This is a genomic window from Pseudomonas sp. E6002 (genome assembly GCF_013385565.1).
GTDB lineage: Bacteria > Pseudomonadota > Gammaproteobacteria > Pseudomonadales > Pseudomonadaceae > Aquipseudomonas.
Window position 1 is genome coordinate 269,882 of record NZ_JACAPT010000010.1, and the last position, 18,108, is coordinate 287,989.

The window sequence follows — 18,108 nt, forward strand, 5'->3', positions numbered from 1 at the left end:
GCTATACCGGTTGTCCGTTCCACACGTAAAGCACTCGAGCCAGGATGTGGGTGTCGTCGACACGAATGTCCTCGGGGTCGTGGTGCTTGTTGTCCGAAATCATCTTGAAGCGATCCTTGCCTTTCTTTTGCAGGCGCTTCACATACAGCATCTCGTCGTGGGAGAAGAGGTAGATCCCGTCCCCGGTGAACTCCCGGATGGTGATGTCGACCAGTAGCGGGTCGCGGTCTTTGATCGTTGGGGCCATCGACTGGCCCCACCCGGTGATCATCTTCAGGTGAAAGTGTTCTTTGAAGGTGACACCCAGGTCACGCAGGTGCTTTGGGCTGACCCTTATGTCCTGAAGCATTTCCGGGTATTCGTGCGGTATCTGTCCGCCGCCCATCGCCGCGCGCACGTCGTAGTGCGCAATCCACACCTCGTCACCGACCTGGCCAGGGCGAGAGAAGTCGACGTTTATGACGTTGCTCGACCTAAGCTCTCTCGCGGTGTCGCTGACAGCGTCTGCGATCATTCTCCGCGCTTCACCGGTGAGGTTCTTGCCGTGTTTTTCCAGCATCTGGTTCACGATTTCAGCAGCGGACGGGCGGGCAGATGGATCAGCGACCTGGCCTGGTGCGCCTGCCGACTCATTCCGCGTGTCTAGCAGAAGCTCGGACTTGTCGACGCGTAGCGCCTTGGCCATCAATTCTATATCTGCAAAAGACGGCTCTCGCGTCCCGGCCTCGTAGTTTCCCACTCGGGATTGCGACCAGCCGCAAGCCTCAGCCAGTTGAGCCTGTGATTTTCCAGCATTTTTACGTGCGCGTTTGATGCGCTCAGCTAATTCGGTCATGCGCGGGATTCAATCACGTATTGAAATACCCGGCTTTCACTTATTGTGTTTGCCATTAACACGATGCGTGTTTATCCTTGGGCCAAGAGCTATAGGAGCGATTTCCATGAACCACGTCCGAAACATTCGAGAGAAAGCCGGGATTAGCCAGGCCGCCCTTCGTCGGTCGCTTGGGTGGAATCAGTCGCGCCTCGCTAATTACGAGTCCGGCCTTCGCTGTCCGGGACTCAGCGAGGCACGACTGATCGTGTCTGCATTGAACGCCTTGGGAGCCAAGTGCGTTCTTGATGAGGCATTTCCGCCTGCGGGAGTTTCATCCCAGTCAGCCGCCTGACATCCCTGTCCGCCGTTCCATTGAGCAAATGATCGCCTCTGCACCTGCAGGGCGCCACGTAAAGAATTTCGAGGTTTTAGGTATGCAGGATTTTCTGAGGGCTTGCGACACCGTCGTCGATGAGGCGAATACCAAGAATCTCGCCACGTTGATGAGCATGCCACCTGTGAGCCTGCTTCAGCGTGCCAACGCGAATTACGACAACGCCTGGTTCAACGTAAAGCACCTGTATGCCTTACTGCTGCATACGGATGACATGCGCCCCTTGGCTGCACTGGCTGGCGAGTTTGGTTATTCGATCATGAAGACGGATCAGCCCTCGGCAATCGACATTCATGAGGCGCTGGGGCGCGCAACTCTAGAGTTTGCCGAGGTGACCGTCGAAACGCATGCAGCGATGGCTGATGGCCGAGTAGATCAGGTTGAGCGAGCGCGAATCCTGCGCGAGATCGGCCATGCCGAGAGCGCTCTGGCACAGCTGAAAGCCTCGGTGAAGGTCGCCTGATGAAAGCCGAACTGAAACTTCAACTGAACGCCGAGCCGGGCCTTTCCGAGCTTGAGGGGCTATTTGCCGCCCTTGAACAGATTCTCTCCGATGCTCCGCACCTTCGCTTGAAGGTCATCGATCTGCTTTTCACCGTCAGCGACGGCAGCCTCAAACCCGGCTTTGTCGAGTTGGTGGCGATTCCCGCATTCGGGGCAGATGGTCATTCGGTCATTGAGCTTCAGATAACCGACCGAATGAGGGAATTGGTGGGCGCACTCGCCGCAGGTGATGTTGAAGTTTTGAGTATCGATTAATGACATGTCCGGCCTCCTGGCCTTCGTTTGTGGAAATTCGAAATTACCACGGATGCGCCGGACACCTATAACGCCTGAATCTCAGGCACAAAAAAACCGGGTTCACGGCCCGGTTCATTGCTACATCACTTGAGGCAACTCTAATGCAACAGATAACTCAAGGCAATACCCCCAACAATCTCGCGCCACGTTTTTCGCAATCTAAAAACGTGGCGCGCGGAGTTTCCATGTCCAGCCTTGAGCTGGTGGATTTCATCAACTCCAAGCGCGAGAAGGGCCAGCCGACACTGACGCACAAGAACCTGATCGCCAAAGTGCCGCGTGTTCTTGGCTCCGATCAATCGGCTAAATTTTCAGCCGATTACCTTGATGCCCGTAGCCGCGCACAAAAGTGCTTTGTGTTCCCCAAGCGTGAAGCCTGTCTGATCGCCATGTCGTACAGCTACGAGCTTCAGGCATTGGTGTTCGATCGCATGACGGCGCTTGAGGATCGTGAGCGCGCCCGCGCACTGCCGAGCAACCCCAAGATCATCGGCGAACTCGCAATTCTGGAATGCTTCGACCGCCTGTTGAAGCCTGCCAACTCCAGCAAGATGCTGATGCTGGCCAAGATCGCCGCCAACAACGGCCTGGACGCCAAGTTCCTTCCTGGTTACGCCGTGGACGCCGCCCCTGATGCCGCTGGTGGCTCTTCGATGCCCACTAAGGCAATCACCGCCCTGATCAAAGATCACGCCATCGCCAGCACTGCCCGCGCCTTTAATCTCGCACTGGAGGCCCACGGCTTCCTCAAGGTCCTCCAGCGCAAAAACTCGAAACAGCAAATGGTGGATTTCTGGTCCGTGACCGAGAAGGGCATGGCCTACGGCAAGAACCTCACCAGCCCTCAATGCCCCCGCGAGACGCAGCCCCACTGGTACGTGGATCGCTTCCTTGAATTGGCCGCTAAGGTCGGGAAGGCCTGACATGCAATACACCGTCACGATTAACCAGGTGAAGGCGCTGGAGTGGGGGCTGAATTCTCAGCAGGCCCTGCTGTTCGCGTTCGTCTACGGCTGCCCGAGCTGGACCAAGCCAATCAAGACCGATGACGGGGTCTTCTTCGCGCTGAGCAAGGCAAAGATCACTGAGGAGCTGCCGCTGCTCACAGACAAGCCAGACACCGCTTACCGCATGCTGAAGGCCCTGGAAGAGGCCGGTTTGATTGAGCTTTCCAGCACTTCGAACATCACGCTTTTTCGCCTTACCGAGAAGGCCATCGAGTGGAACCAGAAGCTGGATGGGTCGGAAAAATATCCGACCCCACCAAAAAACAAAGGTCGGAAAAATATCCGATCTACCTCGGATAAATCTCCGAGCAAGGTCGGAAAAAAATCCGAGCAAGGGTCGGATAAATCTCCGACAAATCAGGATACCAATCATCAGGGTACCAATCAGGACACCAGTCAGGACTTGCAGGACGCCACCGGCAAGCCGGCTCAGTCCCGCGGCTTGGTGCTGGTGGTTGATCGTGCCGACGCTCCACGTGTTGAAATCCCCGCCGACATGCCAGGCCCCAAAGATCAGTCCTGCAAAACGTTCAAGGTCTGGGCGAACTACGCCATGGCTTACCGCAAACGCTACAGCACCTGGCCGGTGTGGAATGCCAAGGTTGGCGGCCAGCTCGGCCAACTGGTCGACCGCCTCGGCGCGGATGTCGCCCACCACGTCGCTGCCCACTTCCTGAAAACCAGCGACGCCGCTGTACTGCGCAAGTGCCACAGCCTCAACGAACTGCTGGCCAACGCCGAGAGCTATCACACCCAGTGGGTGACCGGGCAGCGCATCAACGGGACAACCGCCCGCCAGATGGAACGGACCGAGGCGAACCACTCCGCAGCCGAGCAGGCCGCCCAGATGGTTCTGGCCAAACGCCAAGCAGGTGACCGCAATGAATACCTCTGAAATGAACGACCAGCAGGTTGCTGGGCTGGCCGCCGCCATCTGCGCAACCGCCGAGGCCATGGGCCAGGAAATGAACCCAGGCACTGCCGCAATGATGGCCGAAGATCTTTGCGCCTACCCGGTGCCGGTCGTCAAAGCCGCGTTGAAGGCCTGCCGCTTTGAGGTGAAGGGCAAGCTGGCGATGGCCGACATCCTGCAGCGCGTCCAGTCCTCCGATGGGCGCCCGGGCAAGGACGAGGCCTGGGCCATCGCCATGACCACCAACGACGAATTTGAAACCGTGGTGCTGACCGACGAGATCCAACTGGCCCTGGCTGCTGCGAAACCCATCCTGGATGGCGGGGACAAAATCGGCGCGCGCATGGCGTTTATCGACGCCTACCAGCGGTTCGTGGGCCAGGCCCGCGAGGATGCGAAACCGGTCAACTGGCACGTGTCCGTGGGCTTCGACTCCAACCGCCGCATCCAGGCCGTTACCAAGGCTGTGGAGCTGAAGCGCATTCCACAAGAGCACGGCCAGAAGTACTTGGCTGACCTGAGCATTGTTCCAGTTACCGAGGATGGCCGCGCCATTGCCGGTTTGCTCACCGGCGCCGTTACCCAACCTGCACCAGTGCTGCGCCAGAAGCTGGAACTGGTCAAAAACTCGATGCTGGAGATGCGCAAGGCCAGCGCCGAACGAAAAACCGAAATGCGGATTGAAGCGGCCAATGAGTTGGCGGATCGCCGGGCGCTGCTGATCCGGCAGTCTCAGGAACTGGAAGCGGAGAGGGCAGCGCAATGACCGACAACACCGAACTGAAGCGGCTGGCCGAGGCCTGTGTCGCTGCCGGCGAATACCTGCCGGGTGAAGCATGGGAAGAGGACCGTAGCTATTGCCAAGCAGAAGTGGCGTTTCTTGAATTCGCACCCGTAGCAACGCCAGCCGCGGTCCTGGCCCTGATCACCGAGCGCGACCAGCTCAAAGCCGAGAACGAATTGGCCCGCATGCGCATCAAGGAACTGGATCTGCTGTTTGGCCGCTACATCCTCGCCATGCGTTCGGCTCTCATCGAGGAAGAGCATGGCAAGGGACCTGCCGCCGCGATGGAGTGGATCTACAACTCGCTGGCCGGACCGGGCGAGCTGCCTCCAGAAGGCGAGACCGACAGCCAGGCCTACTTCGATCGGGAGATTCTCGCCGTGGATGACGGAATGCAGGAGGTAATGGCGTTCCACGAAGGTCGACGCGCCGCCACGGGCAAGGGAGAGCAGTCATGACCCTGGATTCAATCGCTTTGTGGCTCGGCTACGGTTCCATGTTGGTGGGCGGCTCTCTTTTAGTGCTGATGATGCTGATAGTCGTCGCTGTGGTTCTTAACGCAAAAATCAACCTGCTCGGCAAATACCTGCAGTTCTACTGGGACCTGAAAACCTTGCGCGCGACCATGCGTCAGCTTGAGGCGGAAGGGAAGGTGAGCAAGACGACGGGAGTGAAGCCATGACCAAGCCGGCCAAACCCCGTCCGATGCCTGTCTACCTGGTGCTGCGCCGCCTGGTCGATCCGGCCACCGGCAAAGAGGTGGCAGCGTTCGTGCCGTCCTCCGACGCCGATCGGTCGATCCTTCGCGAGCGTGAATTCAAGATGAACGCGAAGATCCGTGCGGACCTCAAACAGCCGCGCAATCCACGGTTCAATGGTTTGGTCCACGGCCTGGGCCGGGTGCTGAGTCAGAACATCGACCGGTTCTCTGGCAAGCATTCCCATGACGCGATCAAGGCCCTCCAACTGGAGTCGGGTGTGTATTGCGACGAGGAGCTGTTCGACATCCCTGGGCTGGGCCAGCTCACCCGCAAGACACCCCGCAGCCTTTCCTACGACTCGATGGGGGAGGAGACATTCCAAGACTTCTGGCGACAGTGCTGCGCTTACCTGGTGCTGCATGATTGGCCAACGCTCACGGAAGAGCGCCTGACCGAAATGGCCGAATTCGAAGCATTCAAGGAGGTCGCATGACCCATAACTTCAAGCCGGGCGACCTGGCGATGATCGTGAAAAGCTTTCCCGAATGTTCCGAAAACATTGGTCGCTGCGTTGAGGTGGTCGAGGTTGACTGTCCAGTGATGGATAAATTTCCAATTCGGGTCGCGGCAGACAATTTGAAAGGGTTGTGCCAGTTCTCTGGAGAAGTTGAGTCTGTCAATTTTTGCTGGTGCGCGCCTTCTTGCCTGATTCCCCTGCGCGGCGACTTCACCCCAGAGCAGCAGAAAGCCAAGGAGGTGGATCATGTGCACTTGGTTTGAAGTGACGCCGCTCCAAGACAACCCTGCCGAGGCCCACAACGCTGCTGGACTTGCTGATGCAGTCGGCTGCTCAGTTCGGGACCTCCCAACGCTCAGCGATACCGCCATGGAGCCAGGCGAATGTCTGTGCGATCTGGACATCGAGGCATTTGAGTCGAAGTTCGGCTACCGGCATGAAGTTGGTGAAACCTCTTTCGATAATCGTCTGGTCGAGGTTTCGGCATGAAGCGCACACCACTTCAGCGCAAGACCCCGCTCACGTCCGGGGGTCCACGTCGCAAGCGTTGCCCATCGTGCCGGGTGATGTTCACTCCAGCCCGCGCCGCGCAAGCCGTATGCGGAGAGATCGAGTGCGCCATTGCTCACGGGCAGTCGGAGAAGGGCCGAGCGATCGCCGGCAAGGCCCTGGCCGAAGTAGGGCGCCGCGACATCAAGGTTCGCAAGGAGAAGCTGAAGAGCAGGGCGGATCACCTCAAGGACACACAGCAGGCATTCAACGCCTGGGTGCGCGCCCGTGATGCTGAGCTTCCGTGCGTCAGCTGCGGCCGCCACCACCAGGGTAAGTACGACGCAGGCCACTACCGCACCGTGGGGAGCAATCCGGCCTTGCGCTTCGAGCCGATGAACTGCCACCGCCAGTGTTCGCCGTGCAACACCCGGCTCTCCGGAAACATCGTGAACTACCGCATCGAGTTGGTGAAGCGTATCGGCGCCGAGGCTCTCGAGTGGCTGGAAGGCCCTCACGAGGCAAAGAAGTACACCGTGGATGAGTTGAAGGCGATGACCGCCGACTACCGGGCAAAGACCAGAGACCTGAAGAGGGCTGCAGCATGACCTATCGCAACGTTGTTTCAGCAGTAGTTCGAGCCCTTGCGGCCGAGACCATCAGTTCCGCCGGCGGCTGCGACTTTGAGCCGAAGGTGCAATGCGCCAAGCAGAAGGGGGAGATCGTCGGCAAGGAGGCCGCGTTTCTCCAGGACTGCTGGGTGTTCGGCCGACTGCACAAGATGCTGACCCCGGCGCACTGGCGGGCACTGGTGGCGAAGTACTCGACGCATGAGGAACGAAAACACGGTGCGATACTGGAGTTGCTGAACTCTGTGAAAACGCCGGCGCCGAAGCGCTTCCGGGAATGCGCGGTGCTGACCTGGGCCATCCCGCAAGTTGCCGGTGCCGAGGGCAAGCGCTCCGCCGCGGTGCTGCCTGCGGCCTGGTATGACATTGCCAATTGGGACAATGACGGCAAGCCAGAGTCAACTCGTTATCGTTGGCGTTCATCTATACGAAATTCTTTGGATTGCCAGGTGAATGAGGCGCTGATGGCCGCTCAAGAGATCCTTGACGCCGAGGGGCTAATGGAGAAAGTCATGGCATCATAATTTGCTGCGGCAATGAACTGTACAGATGACCTGTAAGACATCAGCTTTGAGATGGGCGGGAGGTGGTAACAGGCTTCCCGCCGACGGTTTTTGATGGACTACATGGGCTCGGTGCCTGGCGTTCTAGCCCTATCACATGCCGCGCTGAAACCACCTTGCGCCAGCCATTTTTCTAATGGTTCCGCTTTCAGGGGTTTTGTTATCAGGTATCCCTGAGCCTCTGAACACCCCCAGAGCGTGATCAGGTCCAGAATGCTTTGGGTTTCGACGCCCTCTGCTACGACTCTATAGCCTAATCCTCTGGCAAGCTCGATGAGTGTCTTAACTAGCCGTTTATCTTTTTCGTTGGTGTTGAGGTTGCTGATTAGTGACTGGTCTAATTTAACCGTACTCACAGGCAGTTGCCTTAGATATGTCCAGTTGCTGTAGCCAGTGCCGAAGTCGTCCACGGAAACTTCAATGCCTAACGCGCGGGCGCGCTCAAGCTGCTCAATAACTGTCTTCGGGTCTGACATGAGCATGCTTTCCGTGAATTCAAGCTCTAAATTTTTCGACAGAAGGGCGCCGTTGTTTATATATTCTGTAATTTTATTTAAGAACTTAGAGTTCTCAAGATCACTGACAGTGACATTCATGGAAATTCGTAATTCAATACCTTTGCCGAGCCACTCCTTGGCTTGGTCAACTACGGCGTCAAGTACCCAGAAGGTAATTGCATGCATCAACGCAGTTTTCTCTGCAAGTGGTATAAATTCTGCGGGACTGATAGGCCCGAGCGTAGGATGATTCCACCGGATCAATGCTTCAACATTTTCACATGCTAGACTAGGTAATGTGACTTTCGGATGAAAAGTTAAGCTCAGCTGATCTTCAGACCGAACTGCATCAGACAGGGAGCTCAATAGGGTAAACGCTCGCTGCTGAGCTGCGTCCAACTCAGGTTGATACATCGCCCAGCCCAAGTTTCGAACCCTTGCGTCATCAGCTGCCCCTACGACTAACCGTAGCCAGTCCCTCTCTTTTGCATCGGCGATTTTCAATACTCCAATACCTGTCTGCATGAGTATTGGGATTCCTTGGCAATCAACCGGCTCGTCAAAATTTGAAAGAATCTTAAGGCAGAGACCTTCCACCGGATGGCCACCTTCTAACAGAAACCCAAAACGCGTTGGACTGATTTTGTACAAGAGAGAATTCTTAGGTAATAAAGACTGAAGTCTACCCTTAACGCTGAGCATTAAATTTTGAGAAAAGCTGTAACCAAGCGCTTTTACTACGTCATTCAAAAATTTTGGAGATATTACGTCCACAGCAAATAGATCGTGCTGAATGCCGCTAGAGCTTGCTAGTCGAATATCTTCTTCCAGTCTGAGTCGGTTGAAAAGTCCGGTTGGCTGATCAATAAAATTACGGGAACGTAAACCCATAATCCGCAAGACAACGAGTTGAGCGAAATAAACGAGCATTGCTGCATCTCGCGTGCTCATTGGTTGTCGAGGTGAAGTATCTATTATGCATAGGCTGCCCAGAGAGAAACCATCACTTGTGAGAAGTGGCGCGCTAGCGTAATAGCGAATGAAGGGCGCGCCGGTGACCATGGGGTTATCTTTGAAGCGCTCATCATTCTGCGCATCCAAAACCTCTAACGCCTTCCTGTCGCGTAGAGAGTGTGCGCAGAACGAAACGTCCCGAGGTGTAGTTTGCTGCTCAATCCCGATCCGTGCCCTGAACCACTGGCGGTGCTTGTCGACAATAGAAATCAGGGCGATGGGAGCATTGAAGTATTCTGAAGTCATTGAAATCATTTTTTCGAAGACTTCATCGTCTTGTTCATTTTGCGGGCAAAGGGCCTCAACGCGTTTTAAGCGTTCTGCTTCGTACTCAGGGAAGTGGGTATTTGCGTCCATGACTAACCTCGTGTATCACGACCATGTGGCTAAACGGTATCAGATCACCGTTAACCCTACGACTTCATTTACTTATTGAGTCAGTAGGTACGACCCATTCATGCGAAGGGAATACGGCAAAATACGGGCGTTTCGCTTCTCGAAAGGACAGAGCGCATTGGATCCGCTCACTCTGCATCTATAAATCACAATGCAGAATCCGAAGAAACGTTGCATTAATTGAGAAAATGAGAGAGTATTTATTCATCGTGCCCATACACTGCATTTCGAACGGTCTTCAGCGTTGAAATCAACCAATGAGTCCGGTCTAAAGGAGGCTCCGCCAAGTACGGGGCCTCTTTCGTTTGGTTTCAGGGAAACCTGGTCAATCTCAAGGCCTCGCCATCGTGCGGGGCCTTTTTCGTTTTCGGCCCCGCCACACCCTTCGCACTTAGTAGGGAGTGCCGCCGGGGCTGACCTATTTCAAACATGCCCCACGGAGTCGAGCGCATGGAGTATCTACAGCGCCTGCTCGACAAGATCGACAGGTTCGAATTGCTGATTGCGGGCCTAGTTGGCGCCGTGATCGCCAGTTGGTGGCACAAGGACGACTTGAACGACTGGCGTGCCTGGATGATCTTCCTGATCACCGGCATGGCCTGCTCGATTTATCTGACGAGCATGGTCAGCACCTATCTGGGAGTGACCGAGCCGAAGATCGTCGCCGGTATCGGCTTTCTGTTGGGTGCATTCGGCGGCTCGCTCCTGGCGGCCATCAATCGAGCCATCAAATCCGCTGACCTCTGGGCGCTTATTCGCCAGCGGTTCGGGGGAGGCAATCCACCATGAATCTTGAACTGATCAACTCCATCGCCTGCGGCCTTATCGCGCTGTGGGCCGCCTGGTGCGTACTGAGCGGTAAGGTGAGGGACGGCATCCTCGGGAAGCTGATCTACTCGACGATCGCCATCACCGGTTTCGTTGTGATGGTACGCAGCCAGAACATCTTCTTCGGCCCAACCACTGCTGGCCTGACGCTGCATGTGTCCCTGGCCCTGGCCGGTGCCCGGCACATCTTCATGGTCACCTATTGGCAACGGGTCAAGGTCTGGCTGTGCCGGACGCTGAACTGCGAGCACTGCCTGCACTGTGACAAGGCGCCAGGTGGTATCGAGCGCCGGACAAAGTAATCCGCGCCACGTTTTCGAATGCGCCAAATCGTGGCGCGCAATCTTGAGGGGTGCAGATGACGACCATTGCCTACAAAGACGGCGTGATCGCCTATGACGGCCGCCAGACCCGGAACGACCGCATCGTTTCCGACAGCGCGGCAAAGTGTCAGGTGGTAGATGGCGTCAGCTTCTTCCTGTCGGGGACTGTATGCGACGAGAAGGCTTTGATCGCTGCCTACTTCGGCACCGCATCGCCAGTTCCTGTTGAGTGCTCAGGTTATGCCGTTGACGGTGGCAAGCTGATGATGATCGGCCACGACGACACGACCGGCATATGGAAACAGGATCTCGACCCGGCGAACCCGGATGCCATGGGCAGTGGGGCGCAGTACGCCCTGGCCGCAATGGATATGGGCGCAAGTGCAGAAGACGCAGTGCGCGCTGCCATGAAGCGAGACATATACACTGGCGGAGCTGTTCGCACGGTGACCATCAAGCAGGACTAAGGATTCCCTATGACAACCAAGCAACCCGACTGGGAGGCGAGGATTAGCCGTATTGAGCCTTTATGCTGGTTGTCATATGATTCATTCAGGAGATGGCATTCCTCCTCATAACCGCCTTTTGGCTGATGATGCCTACGCAAACCCTATGGAGGGTGCGTAGGCTGTCGCCTGTCTTTCCATAGGGATTCTCAGATCTCTTTGGAAGTCTCGAATGTACAAGTCTCTCTTCGCGGTAATCATTGGTGGCAGCTTCGGCTGTGTGCTTCGGTGGGCGCTTGCCTTGAAATTCAATGGTGCGTTTCCAAACATGCCGCTGGGTACGCTCCTCGTTAACCTGATTGGCGGACTCATCATAGGGTGCGCCATGGCCTTCTTTATCAAGATGCCAGATCTCGATCCTGCGTGGCGATTGCTAGTGACCACGGGTTTCTGTGGCGGGCTGACTACTTTTTCAACGTTCTCCGCTGAGATCGTATTCATGCTGCAAGAAGGTAGATTCGGCTGGGCTGCTGCTACGGTGCTCACGCATGTCCTGGGGTCGTTGTTGATGACCTTCATCGGCTTCGGGCTAGTGACGGCGCTGGATTAACCCCTATAGCCGCTAGGCCTGGAAGTCTGCAAGGAGCATTCGATGGAAAGGCCATACCCTCCCTCGTCACTACTTGACCTGTCCGATTTCGGTATCCGCCTGACGCCTGCGCCCGAAGTATGGGAATGGCTCCAAGCCGAGATCCTTGCCGACACAGGCAGCATTCACAACGAAGACCATGCCCACTTACTGGATGCAGACATCCGGGTCATGTGGGCGTCGTCGAGCTTCGAGAAGCAGGGCAGGACAGTCCTGGGCCAGGCTGAGCAGGTAGCGTTCCGCGCTGGTGGTTGGCAGAAAACCCGGATGGAACAACAGATGCGTGACTGGTTCGGCGACGTGCCGGCTTTCATCATCACTCTGGCTGCTGACTACTGTGCCCAGTGCTCCGACCTTGAGTTCTGCGCACTGATCGAACATGAGCTGTATCACCTGGCTCATGCGACCGATAAGTACGGTCAACCAGCATTCACCCAAGACGGTGCACCGAAGATCAAGCTGCAGGGCCACGACGTCGAAGAGTTCGTCGGCGTGGTCCGCCGCTATGGTGCGAGCACTGATGTTCAAGCATTGATGGATGCAGCAAACAGTCCTGCTGAGGTGGGGAAATTGAACATTGCGAGGGCCTGCGGAACCTGTCTGCTCAAGTCGGCCTGATTCCATGACAGGTATTGACGGATGACAACCATATGGCAGTACTACGAAGCGAGGTCAAAGCCTTCATCGTTCAGGCTCTGGCCTGCTTCGATACGCCATCCCAGGTGGTAGCAGCGGTCAAGACAGAATTCGGGATTGAGATCACCCGCCAGCAATGCGAAACGCACGACCCGACAAAGTTTGCCGGGCAGAAGCTCGGCAAGACCTGGGTGGACCTGTTCCACGCTGCTCGCAAGCGATTCCGTGAAGAGACAACCGATATCCCCATTGCCAATCGTGCGTACCGACTTCGCGGCCTTGGGCGGCTGGCCGAGAAGGCCGAGAACATGCGCAACCTGGCGCTGACTGCCCAGCTTTACGAGCAAGCAGCCAAAGAGACGGGTGACGTCTATGTCAATCGCCGCGTTGAGCCGGACAAGTCGCTGGATGAAGAAATCAAACTGCTTGAGATCGAGAAGCGTAAGGCCGAGCTCAAGCTGATAGAGAAGGGCGGCGGCAACTCCAACGCCCAACTGCTGGCCGATCTAATCGCGAGGCTGCCGTCATGATCGCGAACACCGGCAACCTGATGCTTGATCGCCAGCTGTCCCGCTGGTACCCACTGAAGGATCACCCAGTGCAACTCGCCCTGGTGGCGGCGGTGTCGGAAGGAATTCGCTTTCCACTGGTGCCCGCAGGCCGTCGTAGCGGAAAGACTGAGCGGTTCAAGCGTTTCGTGGTGAAGCAGGCGTCGGCTTACACCGGCATGTATTTCGCGGCAGCGCCAACGCATGCCCAGGCGAAGAAAATCTTCTGGGATGACCTCAAGGCTTTCACGCTCTGCTGCATGCACAGTCGCCGGCCGTCAGAGTCCGACCTGATCATCTACCTGGACAACGGTAGCGAGATTCACGTCATCGGCCTGGACAAGCCGCAGCGGATTGAGGGTATCCCCTGGACCGGCGGTGGCATCGACGAATTCGCCGACATCAAGCCGGACGCCTGGGAGGCCAACATTCTCCCGGCGCTGAACACCGTCAACCCAACCATGCCGGATTACCGGGCCTGGTGCTGGTTGCTCGGGGTGCCGGACGGCCTGAACCACTATTACGACCTCTGCATGCAGGCTGAGTCGGGCAATGACCCGAACTTTCGCGTGTTCCACTGGAAGTCGGCCGAGATTCTGCCGGCTGACGTAATGGACGCAATGAAGCGGGCCATGTCGGCCAAGCAGTTCAAGCAGGAATTCGAAGCGTCGTTCGAAACAGCGTCTGGCCGGATCTACGAGGACTACAGCAAGGCGAACACCACGAATGCAGCCATTGAGCCTCATGAGCAGCTGATGTGGATGCACGACCAGAACTTCACGCCGCTCTCGTCCGCGATCGGTGTCCGGCGCAATGACGGCAAAGACCTTTATCTGCTGGATGAGATCGTGCTGATCAGCGCGGTATCGAAGCAGTCAGCCGCTGAGTTCGTGGACAAGTTCAAGGATCACAAGAACAAGCACGTTCTGATTTATGGCGATCCGGCGGGTAAGGCTGGTGAGAAACACGGCCACGCCTCTGACTACACCGACATCGAGGGCGTGCTGAAGGCCAATGGTTGGACGTACACGCGCAAGGTCAAGCCGGCTCATCCGTCCATCAAGGATCGGCAGAACGCAGTCCGGGCGAAGATCCTGACCGCTTCGGGCGAGACCAGCCTGTTCATCAACCCGGTCACCGCTCCCTGGTGCCACAAGGGCCTGAGTACGGTCCAGCTTCAAATGGGCTCGACCTTCCAGGAAGACCAGAAAAACGACTACCAGCACATCACCACGGCGATTGGCTATTGCATCGACGTTGAGTGGCCGTGCATCAAACGCACAGGCGGAACACGCCGAATTGGAGGCTTGGCCTGATGCCAGTGCAATCGACAAACCCCGACTACGACGCGCATATCGCCGAGTGGGAGATGATGGACGACGCGCTCGAGGGTGAGTGCGCCGTGAAGCGCAACGAGCGCAATCTGCCCAAGCCGAGCGGTATGGTTGAGGCTGAAAAGCTGGATGGCGCGGGCAACAAGTACCTCTACGAGAACTACACGAACCGGGCTCAGTACGAACATTGGGTGCGTGACTCGTTGCGTTCGATGATGGGTCTGGTATCCAGACTTATCCCTGAGATCGAACTACCCGCAGGCCTGAAAGGGCTGGAGGACAACGCCACATCTGATGGCTTCGGCCTGAAACAGCTGTTCTTCCGCATGGTGCGCCAGGCCATTTCCCACGGCCGGGTGCCGCTGGTGGTGAACATCGACGAGAGCGGTGAACCGTATTTCTCAACGTACGCCACCCGCAACGCCATCAACTGGGACACGGCCGATCAAGGTGGGCGGCAGGATCTGGTCCTCTCGGTGTTCCGCGAGTTTCGCAAGAAGGGCGGCGACCGCTACAGCCATGACTGCGACACGGTGTTCCGTGAGTTCTTCATGAAGGGCGACGTTTGCTACACAGCGGTGCGCAACGAGGGCGGGGGACTGGTCGAGGACGAAAGACCGCTTGGCACCACCGGGACCGACAACCGCCTGGTGAAAGGCCTGCCATACCTGCCCGTGATCTACTGCGGTTCGACCGACAACTCGCCGGACGTCGACGAGGTACCGTTGCTGACCATGGCACGGGCCGCGCTGAAGTCCTACCAGTTGAGCGCTGACTACTTCACGTCGTTGCACTACACCAGCCATCCACAGCCGTGGGTTGCAGGGATGGATGACGTGGAGCTGAGCGTCACCGGCCCATCCGCTGCTTGGGATCTTGGTCCGACGGGCTCCTGCGGCTACCTTGAGTTTCAGGGCGCCGGCATCGAAGCTGTCCGCAAGGCAATGGATGACCAAAAGAACGCCGCGCTTGAAGCCGGCGCCAAGGTCATGGATGTGGCCGGCACCGAGTCGGGTGAGGCGCGCAAAACACGCCAGAACGATCAGCACGCCACGCTGCACAGCATCGTCATCACTGTGGCCGAGGCGGTGGAGCAGGGCCTGCGGTACGCCGCCGAGTGGAAGGGCTACGACCCCAAGCAGGTCAAGTTCAAGGTGAACCCTGAGTTCGTGACCCCAGTGGTCGACGCTCAGGTGCTCGCCGAGCTGCTCAAGGGTGTGATGGCCGGCACGATCAGCGCTGACACCTACTGGCAGTACCTCACCACCGGCAAGCTGCCGGAGCGCCCATACGAAGACGAAGCCGAACTGATCAGCGATGAGCGCGAGTCGGCCGGCATCAACCTGGACAAAGACGATGCCATCGACAAATCTGGTGCAGGCGGACAGCCAACTGCTGGAGCAGACGACGCGCCATAGCGTCATGCTGGAGCGACTTAAGGCCGGCGAGGTAAAAAAGTTCGAGAAGTACCTGCGCCAGATCGACAAGCTGGTGCGGGAGCAACTGACCCGCAAGGAGCTGACCACCTACAGCCGGGACCGCCTTGAGCTGTTCCTGGCTCGAGTGGACGGCAAGTTGCTGGACATCTACAAGGCCTACGGCGACCTGGTGCAGGCCGATCTGGTCGACATCGCGCTGTATGAGTCGAGCTTTGAGGCCAAAAGCCTGAGCAATGCGCTCTCAATTGACGCAGTTGTGCCGACCAACACGGTGATCCGTGCGGCGGTGTTCTCCTATCCGCTTCAGGTAAAGGGCATCGACGGCGGCAAGCTGCTGAAGAGCTTCGTCAGCGGCTGGACGCGGACCGAGACGATGCGCGTCACGAACACCATCCGGCTCGGCTTCGGCCAGGGCCAGACCAACGCCCAGATCATCCAGGCGATTCGCGGCACCGCGGCGCAGAACTTCACTGACGGCGTCCTGGCGGTGAGCAACCGCAATGCTGCCGCCGTGGTGCAGACGGCAATCCAGCACGTGGCTACCACGGCGCGAATGGAGACGCTGAAGGCCAACAGTGACGTGGTTCTGGGCTACCGCTGGGTGTCGACGCTCGACCGCAAGACCTCTCAGCAGTGCAAGGGCCTGGATGGGATGCGTTTCGACCTGGGTAAAGGCCCGCTGCCGCCGGCGCATATCAACTGCCGATCAACTACGGTGCCCACCACCAGGCTTTCGGAGATGTTCGCCAAGGACGCCACGCGCGCTTCGGTGGGCGATAACGGCGGGGCCCAGGTCGACGCCGGCCTGAATTATTACGAGTGGCTGGCAACGCAACCGGCGAGCTTCCAAGACCATGCTCTTGGGCCGGTCCGCGGCAAGTTGTTCCGCGATGGCGGGCTGACGCCGGAGAAGTTTGCCAAGCTGCAGCTCGACAAGTCGTTCAAGCCGCTGACCCTGGCGCAACTGAAGGATGCAGAGCCTGACATGTTCACCCGAGCAGGCGTTACACTCGGCGCTCAACCAGGTTGAGATAGCACATGCAGATCATTGTTGAGGATGGGAAGGGCAGGCCAGACGCGAATAGCTTCGTGCCGCTGGAGAAGCTGACCTTCTACCGCGACTACTACGGGTTCCGGATACCTGAAGCAGAGGCTGAGCAGGTCGAACTGCTGCTGCGCTCTGCGGCCGACATCAACGGTCGCCAGTGGAAAGGGCGCAAAGCCAATCCTGAACAGGCAATGGCCTGGCCCCGACGTGACTGCAAGATCGAATACCAGACATTGTCTGAGACGTTCGTGCCCTTTGAGCTTGAATGGGGTCAGGTACGGCTGGTGATCGAGCTGTATGCAGCAGAGCAGGGCTTTCAGATCGAAGAGCCAACCCACTGTACCGAACCAAACGGGCGGCGGACTCGATTGAATCGAGATACGCCAGGCCTGCGTATGCGACCGCCGCCATATGCGCCGAGCAGGACGCAGTTCGCCGATTACCTGGTCATGCGCGGGCTTTCGATAGTCCGATAAACCACAGAATTCACACCAAGCCGCCCAATGGGCGGCTTTTTTATGCCCGTCAGGCGGGCCAACCAAGTCCCCAGGGGATACCCATGCCATTTGAATTTGACCCGGCCGCCGCTGGCCTCACCCTCGACGCAACTCAGACCGCAGCCCTTCAGGAGGCGCTAGGCGGAAAGGTTCAGGAGTATCTGGACAAGGAAGTAACCGGCCTCAAGTCCAAGAACCAGGAGTTGCTGGGCTCGAACCGGACCATCAAAACCGAACTGGACAAGCTGAAGGGGCAGTTCGAAGGCCTGGACATCCAAGCGGTCAAGGGGCTGCTTGCGAAGGTTGGTCAGGACGAAGAAACCAAGCTAATCGCTGAAGGCAAGCTGGACGAGGTGATCACCCGCCGCACCGAGCGCCTGCGCAGTGACTACGACACCAAGCTGAGCGCCGAGAAGACCCGCGCCGACAAGGCCGAGCAATTCGCCGCCAAGTACAGCGACAAAGTGCTGGCCGATTCCATCCGCGCTGCTGCCATCAAGGCCGGCGCGCTCCCCGAGGCTGCCGAGGACATCATCCTGCGCGCCCGGGGCACTTTCAAACTCAGTGAAGACGGTGAGGCGATTGCCACCGACCGTGACGGCGAGGTCGTTTACGGGAAGGACGGGAAGACCCCGCTGTCGCCGCTCGAATGGGCGGAATCTCTGCGTGAAACAGCAACACACCTGTGGCCAAGGGCTCAGGGTGCCGGGCAGACCGGCGACAACGGTGGCAAGGCCACGAAAAAGTGGGGTGAGTACACGGAAACCGAACGCGCTGCGATCGCCCGTGACAACCCAGAGCTCTTCAAGAAAATCCAGGCCACCAAAGGAACCTAATC

26 protein-coding genes and 1 riboswitch are annotated in these 18,108 nt (G+C 57.8%); of the genes, 24 read left to right on the forward strand and 2 right to left on the reverse strand.

Going from position 1 to position 18,108, the window contains the following annotated elements; genetic code table 11:
• Nucleotide 1 precedes the first annotated feature (1 nt).
• On the reverse strand, nucleotides 2-835 hold the full coding sequence (locus HX815_RS11295) for an XRE family transcriptional regulator (RefSeq protein WP_177028230.1): 834 nt from the start codon (nucleotides 833-835) through the stop codon (nucleotides 2-4).
• Nucleotides 836-941: 106 nt separating this feature from the next.
• On the opposite strand from HX815_RS11295, the gene HX815_RS11300 reads away from it, so the two are divergent.
• The 13 genes from HX815_RS11300 (at nucleotide 942) to HX815_RS11360 (ending at nucleotide 7,576) form a co-directional block, all read left to right on the forward strand.
• Entirely contained in the window at nucleotides 942-1,169 is a 228-nt protein-coding gene (locus HX815_RS11300) for a helix-turn-helix transcriptional regulator (protein WP_177028231.1), read from the forward strand.
• Nucleotides 1,123-1,674: a phage regulatory CII family protein gene (locus HX815_RS11305; protein ID WP_256351092.1), complete on the forward strand. Its 552-nt coding sequence runs from the start codon at nucleotides 1,123-1,125 to the stop codon at nucleotides 1,672-1,674. The genes HX815_RS11300 and HX815_RS11305 overlap by 47 nt, the downstream gene beginning before the upstream one ends.
• Entirely contained in the window at nucleotides 1,674-1,970 is a 297-nt protein-coding gene (locus HX815_RS11310; RefSeq protein WP_177028233.1) for a hypothetical protein, read from the forward strand. Before HX815_RS11305 ends, HX815_RS11310 begins: the two co-directional genes overlap by 1 nt.
• Before the next feature lie 227 nt (nucleotides 1,971-2,197).
• Nucleotides 2,198-2,935 carry a Rha family transcriptional regulator gene (locus tag HX815_RS11315; protein WP_256351086.1) on the forward strand — a complete coding sequence of 246 codons (738 nt, stop codon included), beginning with the start codon at nucleotides 2,198-2,200 and terminating at the stop codon, nucleotides 2,933-2,935.
• Between the two features lies 1 nt (nucleotide 2,936).
• Nucleotides 2,937-3,914 carry a phage replication protein gene (locus HX815_RS11320; RefSeq protein ID WP_177028235.1) on the forward strand — a complete coding sequence of 326 codons (978 nt, stop codon included), beginning with the start codon at nucleotides 2,937-2,939 and terminating at the stop codon, nucleotides 3,912-3,914.
• The gene (locus HX815_RS11325; RefSeq protein WP_177028236.1) at nucleotides 3,901-4,698 is read left to right on the forward strand and encodes a hypothetical protein; all 798 of its coding nucleotides are present in this window, start codon (nucleotides 3,901-3,903) and stop codon (nucleotides 4,696-4,698) included. The genes HX815_RS11320 and HX815_RS11325 overlap by 14 nt, the downstream gene beginning before the upstream one ends.
• Nucleotides 4,695-5,174: a hypothetical protein gene (locus HX815_RS11330; RefSeq protein ID WP_177028237.1), complete on the forward strand. Its 480-nt coding sequence runs from the start codon at nucleotides 4,695-4,697 to the stop codon at nucleotides 5,172-5,174. The genes HX815_RS11325 and HX815_RS11330 overlap by 4 nt, the downstream gene beginning before the upstream one ends.
• Nucleotides 5,171-5,398 (forward strand): hypothetical protein, encoded by a 228-nt coding sequence (locus tag HX815_RS11335; protein WP_177028238.1) that lies wholly within the window; start codon nucleotides 5,171-5,173, stop codon nucleotides 5,396-5,398. Before HX815_RS11330 ends, HX815_RS11335 begins: the two co-directional genes overlap by 4 nt.
• On the forward strand, nucleotides 5,395-5,910 hold the full coding sequence (locus HX815_RS11340; RefSeq protein WP_177028239.1) for a hypothetical protein: 516 nt from the start codon (nucleotides 5,395-5,397) through the stop codon (nucleotides 5,908-5,910). The genes HX815_RS11335 and HX815_RS11340 overlap by 4 nt, the downstream gene beginning before the upstream one ends.
• Complete coding sequence (locus HX815_RS11345) at nucleotides 5,907-6,197, forward strand: hypothetical protein (protein ID WP_177028240.1); 291 nt, start codon at nucleotides 5,907-5,909, stop codon at nucleotides 6,195-6,197. The genes HX815_RS11340 and HX815_RS11345 overlap by 4 nt, the downstream gene beginning before the upstream one ends.
• Nucleotides 6,181-6,423 carry a hypothetical protein gene (locus tag HX815_RS11350; protein WP_177028241.1) on the forward strand — a complete coding sequence of 81 codons (243 nt, stop codon included), beginning with the start codon at nucleotides 6,181-6,183 and terminating at the stop codon, nucleotides 6,421-6,423. Before HX815_RS11345 ends, HX815_RS11350 begins: the two co-directional genes overlap by 17 nt.
• Nucleotides 6,420-7,031 carry a recombination protein NinG gene (locus HX815_RS11355; protein WP_177028242.1) on the forward strand — a complete coding sequence of 204 codons (612 nt, stop codon included), beginning with the start codon at nucleotides 6,420-6,422 and terminating at the stop codon, nucleotides 7,029-7,031. Before HX815_RS11350 ends, HX815_RS11355 begins: the two co-directional genes overlap by 4 nt.
• The gene (locus HX815_RS11360; protein ID WP_177028243.1) at nucleotides 7,028-7,576 is read left to right on the forward strand and encodes a hypothetical protein; all 549 of its coding nucleotides are present in this window, start codon (nucleotides 7,028-7,030) and stop codon (nucleotides 7,574-7,576) included. Before HX815_RS11355 ends, HX815_RS11360 begins: the two co-directional genes overlap by 4 nt.
• 98 nt (nucleotides 7,577-7,674) lie before the next feature.
• On the opposite strand, the gene HX815_RS11365 is transcribed toward HX815_RS11360, so the two are convergent.
• Nucleotides 7,675-9,483, reverse strand: a complete 1,809-nt coding sequence (locus HX815_RS11365) for a GGDEF and EAL domain-containing protein (protein ID WP_177028244.1) — start codon at nucleotides 9,481-9,483, stop codon at nucleotides 7,675-7,677.
• Between the two features lie 489 nt (nucleotides 9,484-9,972).
• Here HX815_RS11365 and HX815_RS11370 point away from each other — a divergent pair, with 489 nt between their 5' ends.
• The 11 genes from HX815_RS11370 to HX815_RS11420 all read left to right on the forward strand — a co-directional run bounded on the left by HX815_RS11370 (nucleotide 9,973) and on the right by HX815_RS11420 (nucleotide 18,106).
• The gene (locus tag HX815_RS11370) at nucleotides 9,973-10,311 is read left to right on the forward strand and encodes a hypothetical protein (protein ID WP_003218335.1); all 339 of its coding nucleotides are present in this window, start codon (nucleotides 9,973-9,975) and stop codon (nucleotides 10,309-10,311) included.
• Nucleotides 10,308-10,652, forward strand: coding sequence for a hypothetical protein (locus tag HX815_RS11375; RefSeq protein ID WP_177028245.1), 345 nt, complete (start codon nucleotides 10,308-10,310; stop codon nucleotides 10,650-10,652). Before HX815_RS11370 ends, HX815_RS11375 begins: the two co-directional genes overlap by 4 nt.
• A gap of 56 nt (nucleotides 10,653-10,708) precedes the next feature.
• Nucleotides 10,709-11,140, forward strand: a complete 432-nt coding sequence (locus HX815_RS11380; RefSeq protein WP_177028246.1) for a proteasome subunit beta — start codon at nucleotides 10,709-10,711, stop codon at nucleotides 11,138-11,140.
• Nucleotides 11,141-11,219: 79 nt separating this feature from the next.
• A riboswitch (Fluoride riboswitch) is annotated at nucleotides 11,220-11,282 on the forward strand.
• Between the two features lie 69 nt (nucleotides 11,283-11,351).
• Nucleotides 11,352-11,729 (forward strand): fluoride efflux transporter CrcB, encoded by a 378-nt coding sequence (crcB, locus tag HX815_RS11385; RefSeq protein ID WP_177028247.1) that lies wholly within the window; start codon nucleotides 11,352-11,354, stop codon nucleotides 11,727-11,729.
• Nucleotides 11,730-11,771: 42 nt separating this feature from the next.
• Nucleotides 11,772-12,386, forward strand: coding sequence for a putative metallopeptidase (locus HX815_RS11390; protein WP_177028248.1), 615 nt, complete (start codon nucleotides 11,772-11,774; stop codon nucleotides 12,384-12,386).
• 32 nt (nucleotides 12,387-12,418) lie between these two features.
• Nucleotides 12,419-12,934: a DUF2280 domain-containing protein gene (locus HX815_RS11395; protein ID WP_256346308.1), complete on the forward strand. Its 516-nt coding sequence runs from the start codon at nucleotides 12,419-12,421 to the stop codon at nucleotides 12,932-12,934.
• Nucleotides 12,931-14,268, forward strand: a complete 1,338-nt coding sequence (locus HX815_RS11400; RefSeq protein WP_138725816.1) for a hypothetical protein — start codon at nucleotides 12,931-12,933, stop codon at nucleotides 14,266-14,268. The genes HX815_RS11395 and HX815_RS11400 overlap by 4 nt, the downstream gene beginning before the upstream one ends.
• Complete coding sequence (locus HX815_RS11405) at nucleotides 14,268-15,704, forward strand: DUF4055 domain-containing protein (RefSeq protein WP_169872396.1); 1,437 nt, start codon at nucleotides 14,268-14,270, stop codon at nucleotides 15,702-15,704. The genes HX815_RS11400 and HX815_RS11405 overlap by 1 nt, the downstream gene beginning before the upstream one ends.
• Nucleotides 15,643-16,755 carry a minor capsid protein gene (locus tag HX815_RS11410; RefSeq protein ID WP_218168932.1) on the forward strand — a complete coding sequence of 371 codons (1,113 nt, stop codon included), beginning with the start codon at nucleotides 15,643-15,645 and terminating at the stop codon, nucleotides 16,753-16,755. The genes HX815_RS11405 and HX815_RS11410 overlap by 62 nt, the downstream gene beginning before the upstream one ends.
• A gap of 8 nt (nucleotides 16,756-16,763) precedes the next feature.
• A complete protein-coding gene (locus HX815_RS11415; RefSeq protein ID WP_177028249.1) occupies nucleotides 16,764-17,249 on the forward strand; it encodes a DnaT-like ssDNA-binding protein in 486 nt (161 codons plus the stop codon).
• Between the two features lie 83 nt (nucleotides 17,250-17,332).
• Entirely contained in the window at nucleotides 17,333-18,106 is a 774-nt protein-coding gene (locus HX815_RS11420) for a hypothetical protein (protein ID WP_177028250.1), read from the forward strand.
• The last annotated feature ends 2 nt before the right edge of the window (nucleotides 18,107-18,108 follow it).

Bases quoted from the DNA above. Each gene is read 5' to 3' on its own strand.
- HX815_RS11295 (WP_177028230.1), bottom strand. From the start codon at position 835: ATGACCGAATTAGCTGAGCGCATCAAACGCGCACGTAAAAATGCTGGA.
- HX815_RS11300 (WP_177028231.1), top strand. From the start codon at position 942: ATGAACCACGTCCGAAACATTCGAGAGAAAGCCGGGATTAGCCAGGCC.
- HX815_RS11305 (WP_256351092.1), top strand. From the start codon at position 1,123: ATGAGGCATTTCCGCCTGCGGGAGTTTCATCCCAGTCAGCCGCCTGAC.
- HX815_RS11310 (WP_177028233.1), top strand. From the start codon at position 1,674: ATGAAAGCCGAACTGAAACTTCAACTGAACGCCGAGCCGGGCCTTTCC.
- HX815_RS11315 (WP_256351086.1), top strand. From the start codon at position 2,198: ATGTCCAGCCTTGAGCTGGTGGATTTCATCAACTCCAAGCGCGAGAAG.
- HX815_RS11320 (WP_177028235.1), top strand. From the start codon at position 2,937: ATGCAATACACCGTCACGATTAACCAGGTGAAGGCGCTGGAGTGGGGG.
- HX815_RS11325 (WP_177028236.1), top strand. From the start codon at position 3,901: ATGAATACCTCTGAAATGAACGACCAGCAGGTTGCTGGGCTGGCCGCC.
- HX815_RS11330 (WP_177028237.1), top strand. From the start codon at position 4,695: ATGACCGACAACACCGAACTGAAGCGGCTGGCCGAGGCCTGTGTCGCT.
- HX815_RS11335 (WP_177028238.1), top strand. From the start codon at position 5,171: ATGACCCTGGATTCAATCGCTTTGTGGCTCGGCTACGGTTCCATGTTG.
- HX815_RS11340 (WP_177028239.1), top strand. From the start codon at position 5,395: ATGACCAAGCCGGCCAAACCCCGTCCGATGCCTGTCTACCTGGTGCTG.
- HX815_RS11345 (WP_177028240.1), top strand. From the start codon at position 5,907: ATGACCCATAACTTCAAGCCGGGCGACCTGGCGATGATCGTGAAAAGC.
- HX815_RS11350 (WP_177028241.1), top strand. From the start codon at position 6,181: ATGTGCACTTGGTTTGAAGTGACGCCGCTCCAAGACAACCCTGCCGAG.
- HX815_RS11355 (WP_177028242.1), top strand. From the start codon at position 6,420: ATGAAGCGCACACCACTTCAGCGCAAGACCCCGCTCACGTCCGGGGGT.
- HX815_RS11360 (WP_177028243.1), top strand. From the start codon at position 7,028: ATGACCTATCGCAACGTTGTTTCAGCAGTAGTTCGAGCCCTTGCGGCC.
- HX815_RS11365 (WP_177028244.1), bottom strand. From the start codon at position 9,483: ATGGACGCAAATACCCACTTCCCTGAGTACGAAGCAGAACGCTTAAAA.
- HX815_RS11370 (WP_003218335.1), top strand. From the start codon at position 9,973: ATGGAGTATCTACAGCGCCTGCTCGACAAGATCGACAGGTTCGAATTG.
- HX815_RS11375 (WP_177028245.1), top strand. From the start codon at position 10,308: ATGAATCTTGAACTGATCAACTCCATCGCCTGCGGCCTTATCGCGCTG.
- HX815_RS11380 (WP_177028246.1), top strand. From the start codon at position 10,709: ATGACGACCATTGCCTACAAAGACGGCGTGATCGCCTATGACGGCCGC.
- crcB (WP_177028247.1), top strand. From the start codon at position 11,352: ATGTACAAGTCTCTCTTCGCGGTAATCATTGGTGGCAGCTTCGGCTGT.
- HX815_RS11390 (WP_177028248.1), top strand. From the start codon at position 11,772: ATGGAAAGGCCATACCCTCCCTCGTCACTACTTGACCTGTCCGATTTC.
- HX815_RS11395 (WP_256346308.1), top strand. From the start codon at position 12,419: ATGGCAGTACTACGAAGCGAGGTCAAAGCCTTCATCGTTCAGGCTCTG.
- HX815_RS11400 (WP_138725816.1), top strand. From the start codon at position 12,931: ATGATCGCGAACACCGGCAACCTGATGCTTGATCGCCAGCTGTCCCGC.
- HX815_RS11405 (WP_169872396.1), top strand. From the start codon at position 14,268: ATGCCAGTGCAATCGACAAACCCCGACTACGACGCGCATATCGCCGAG.
- HX815_RS11410 (WP_218168932.1), top strand. From the start codon at position 15,643: ATGCCATCGACAAATCTGGTGCAGGCGGACAGCCAACTGCTGGAGCAG.
- HX815_RS11415 (WP_177028249.1), top strand. From the start codon at position 16,764: ATGCAGATCATTGTTGAGGATGGGAAGGGCAGGCCAGACGCGAATAGC.
- HX815_RS11420 (WP_177028250.1), top strand. From the start codon at position 17,333: ATGCCATTTGAATTTGACCCGGCCGCCGCTGGCCTCACCCTCGACGCA.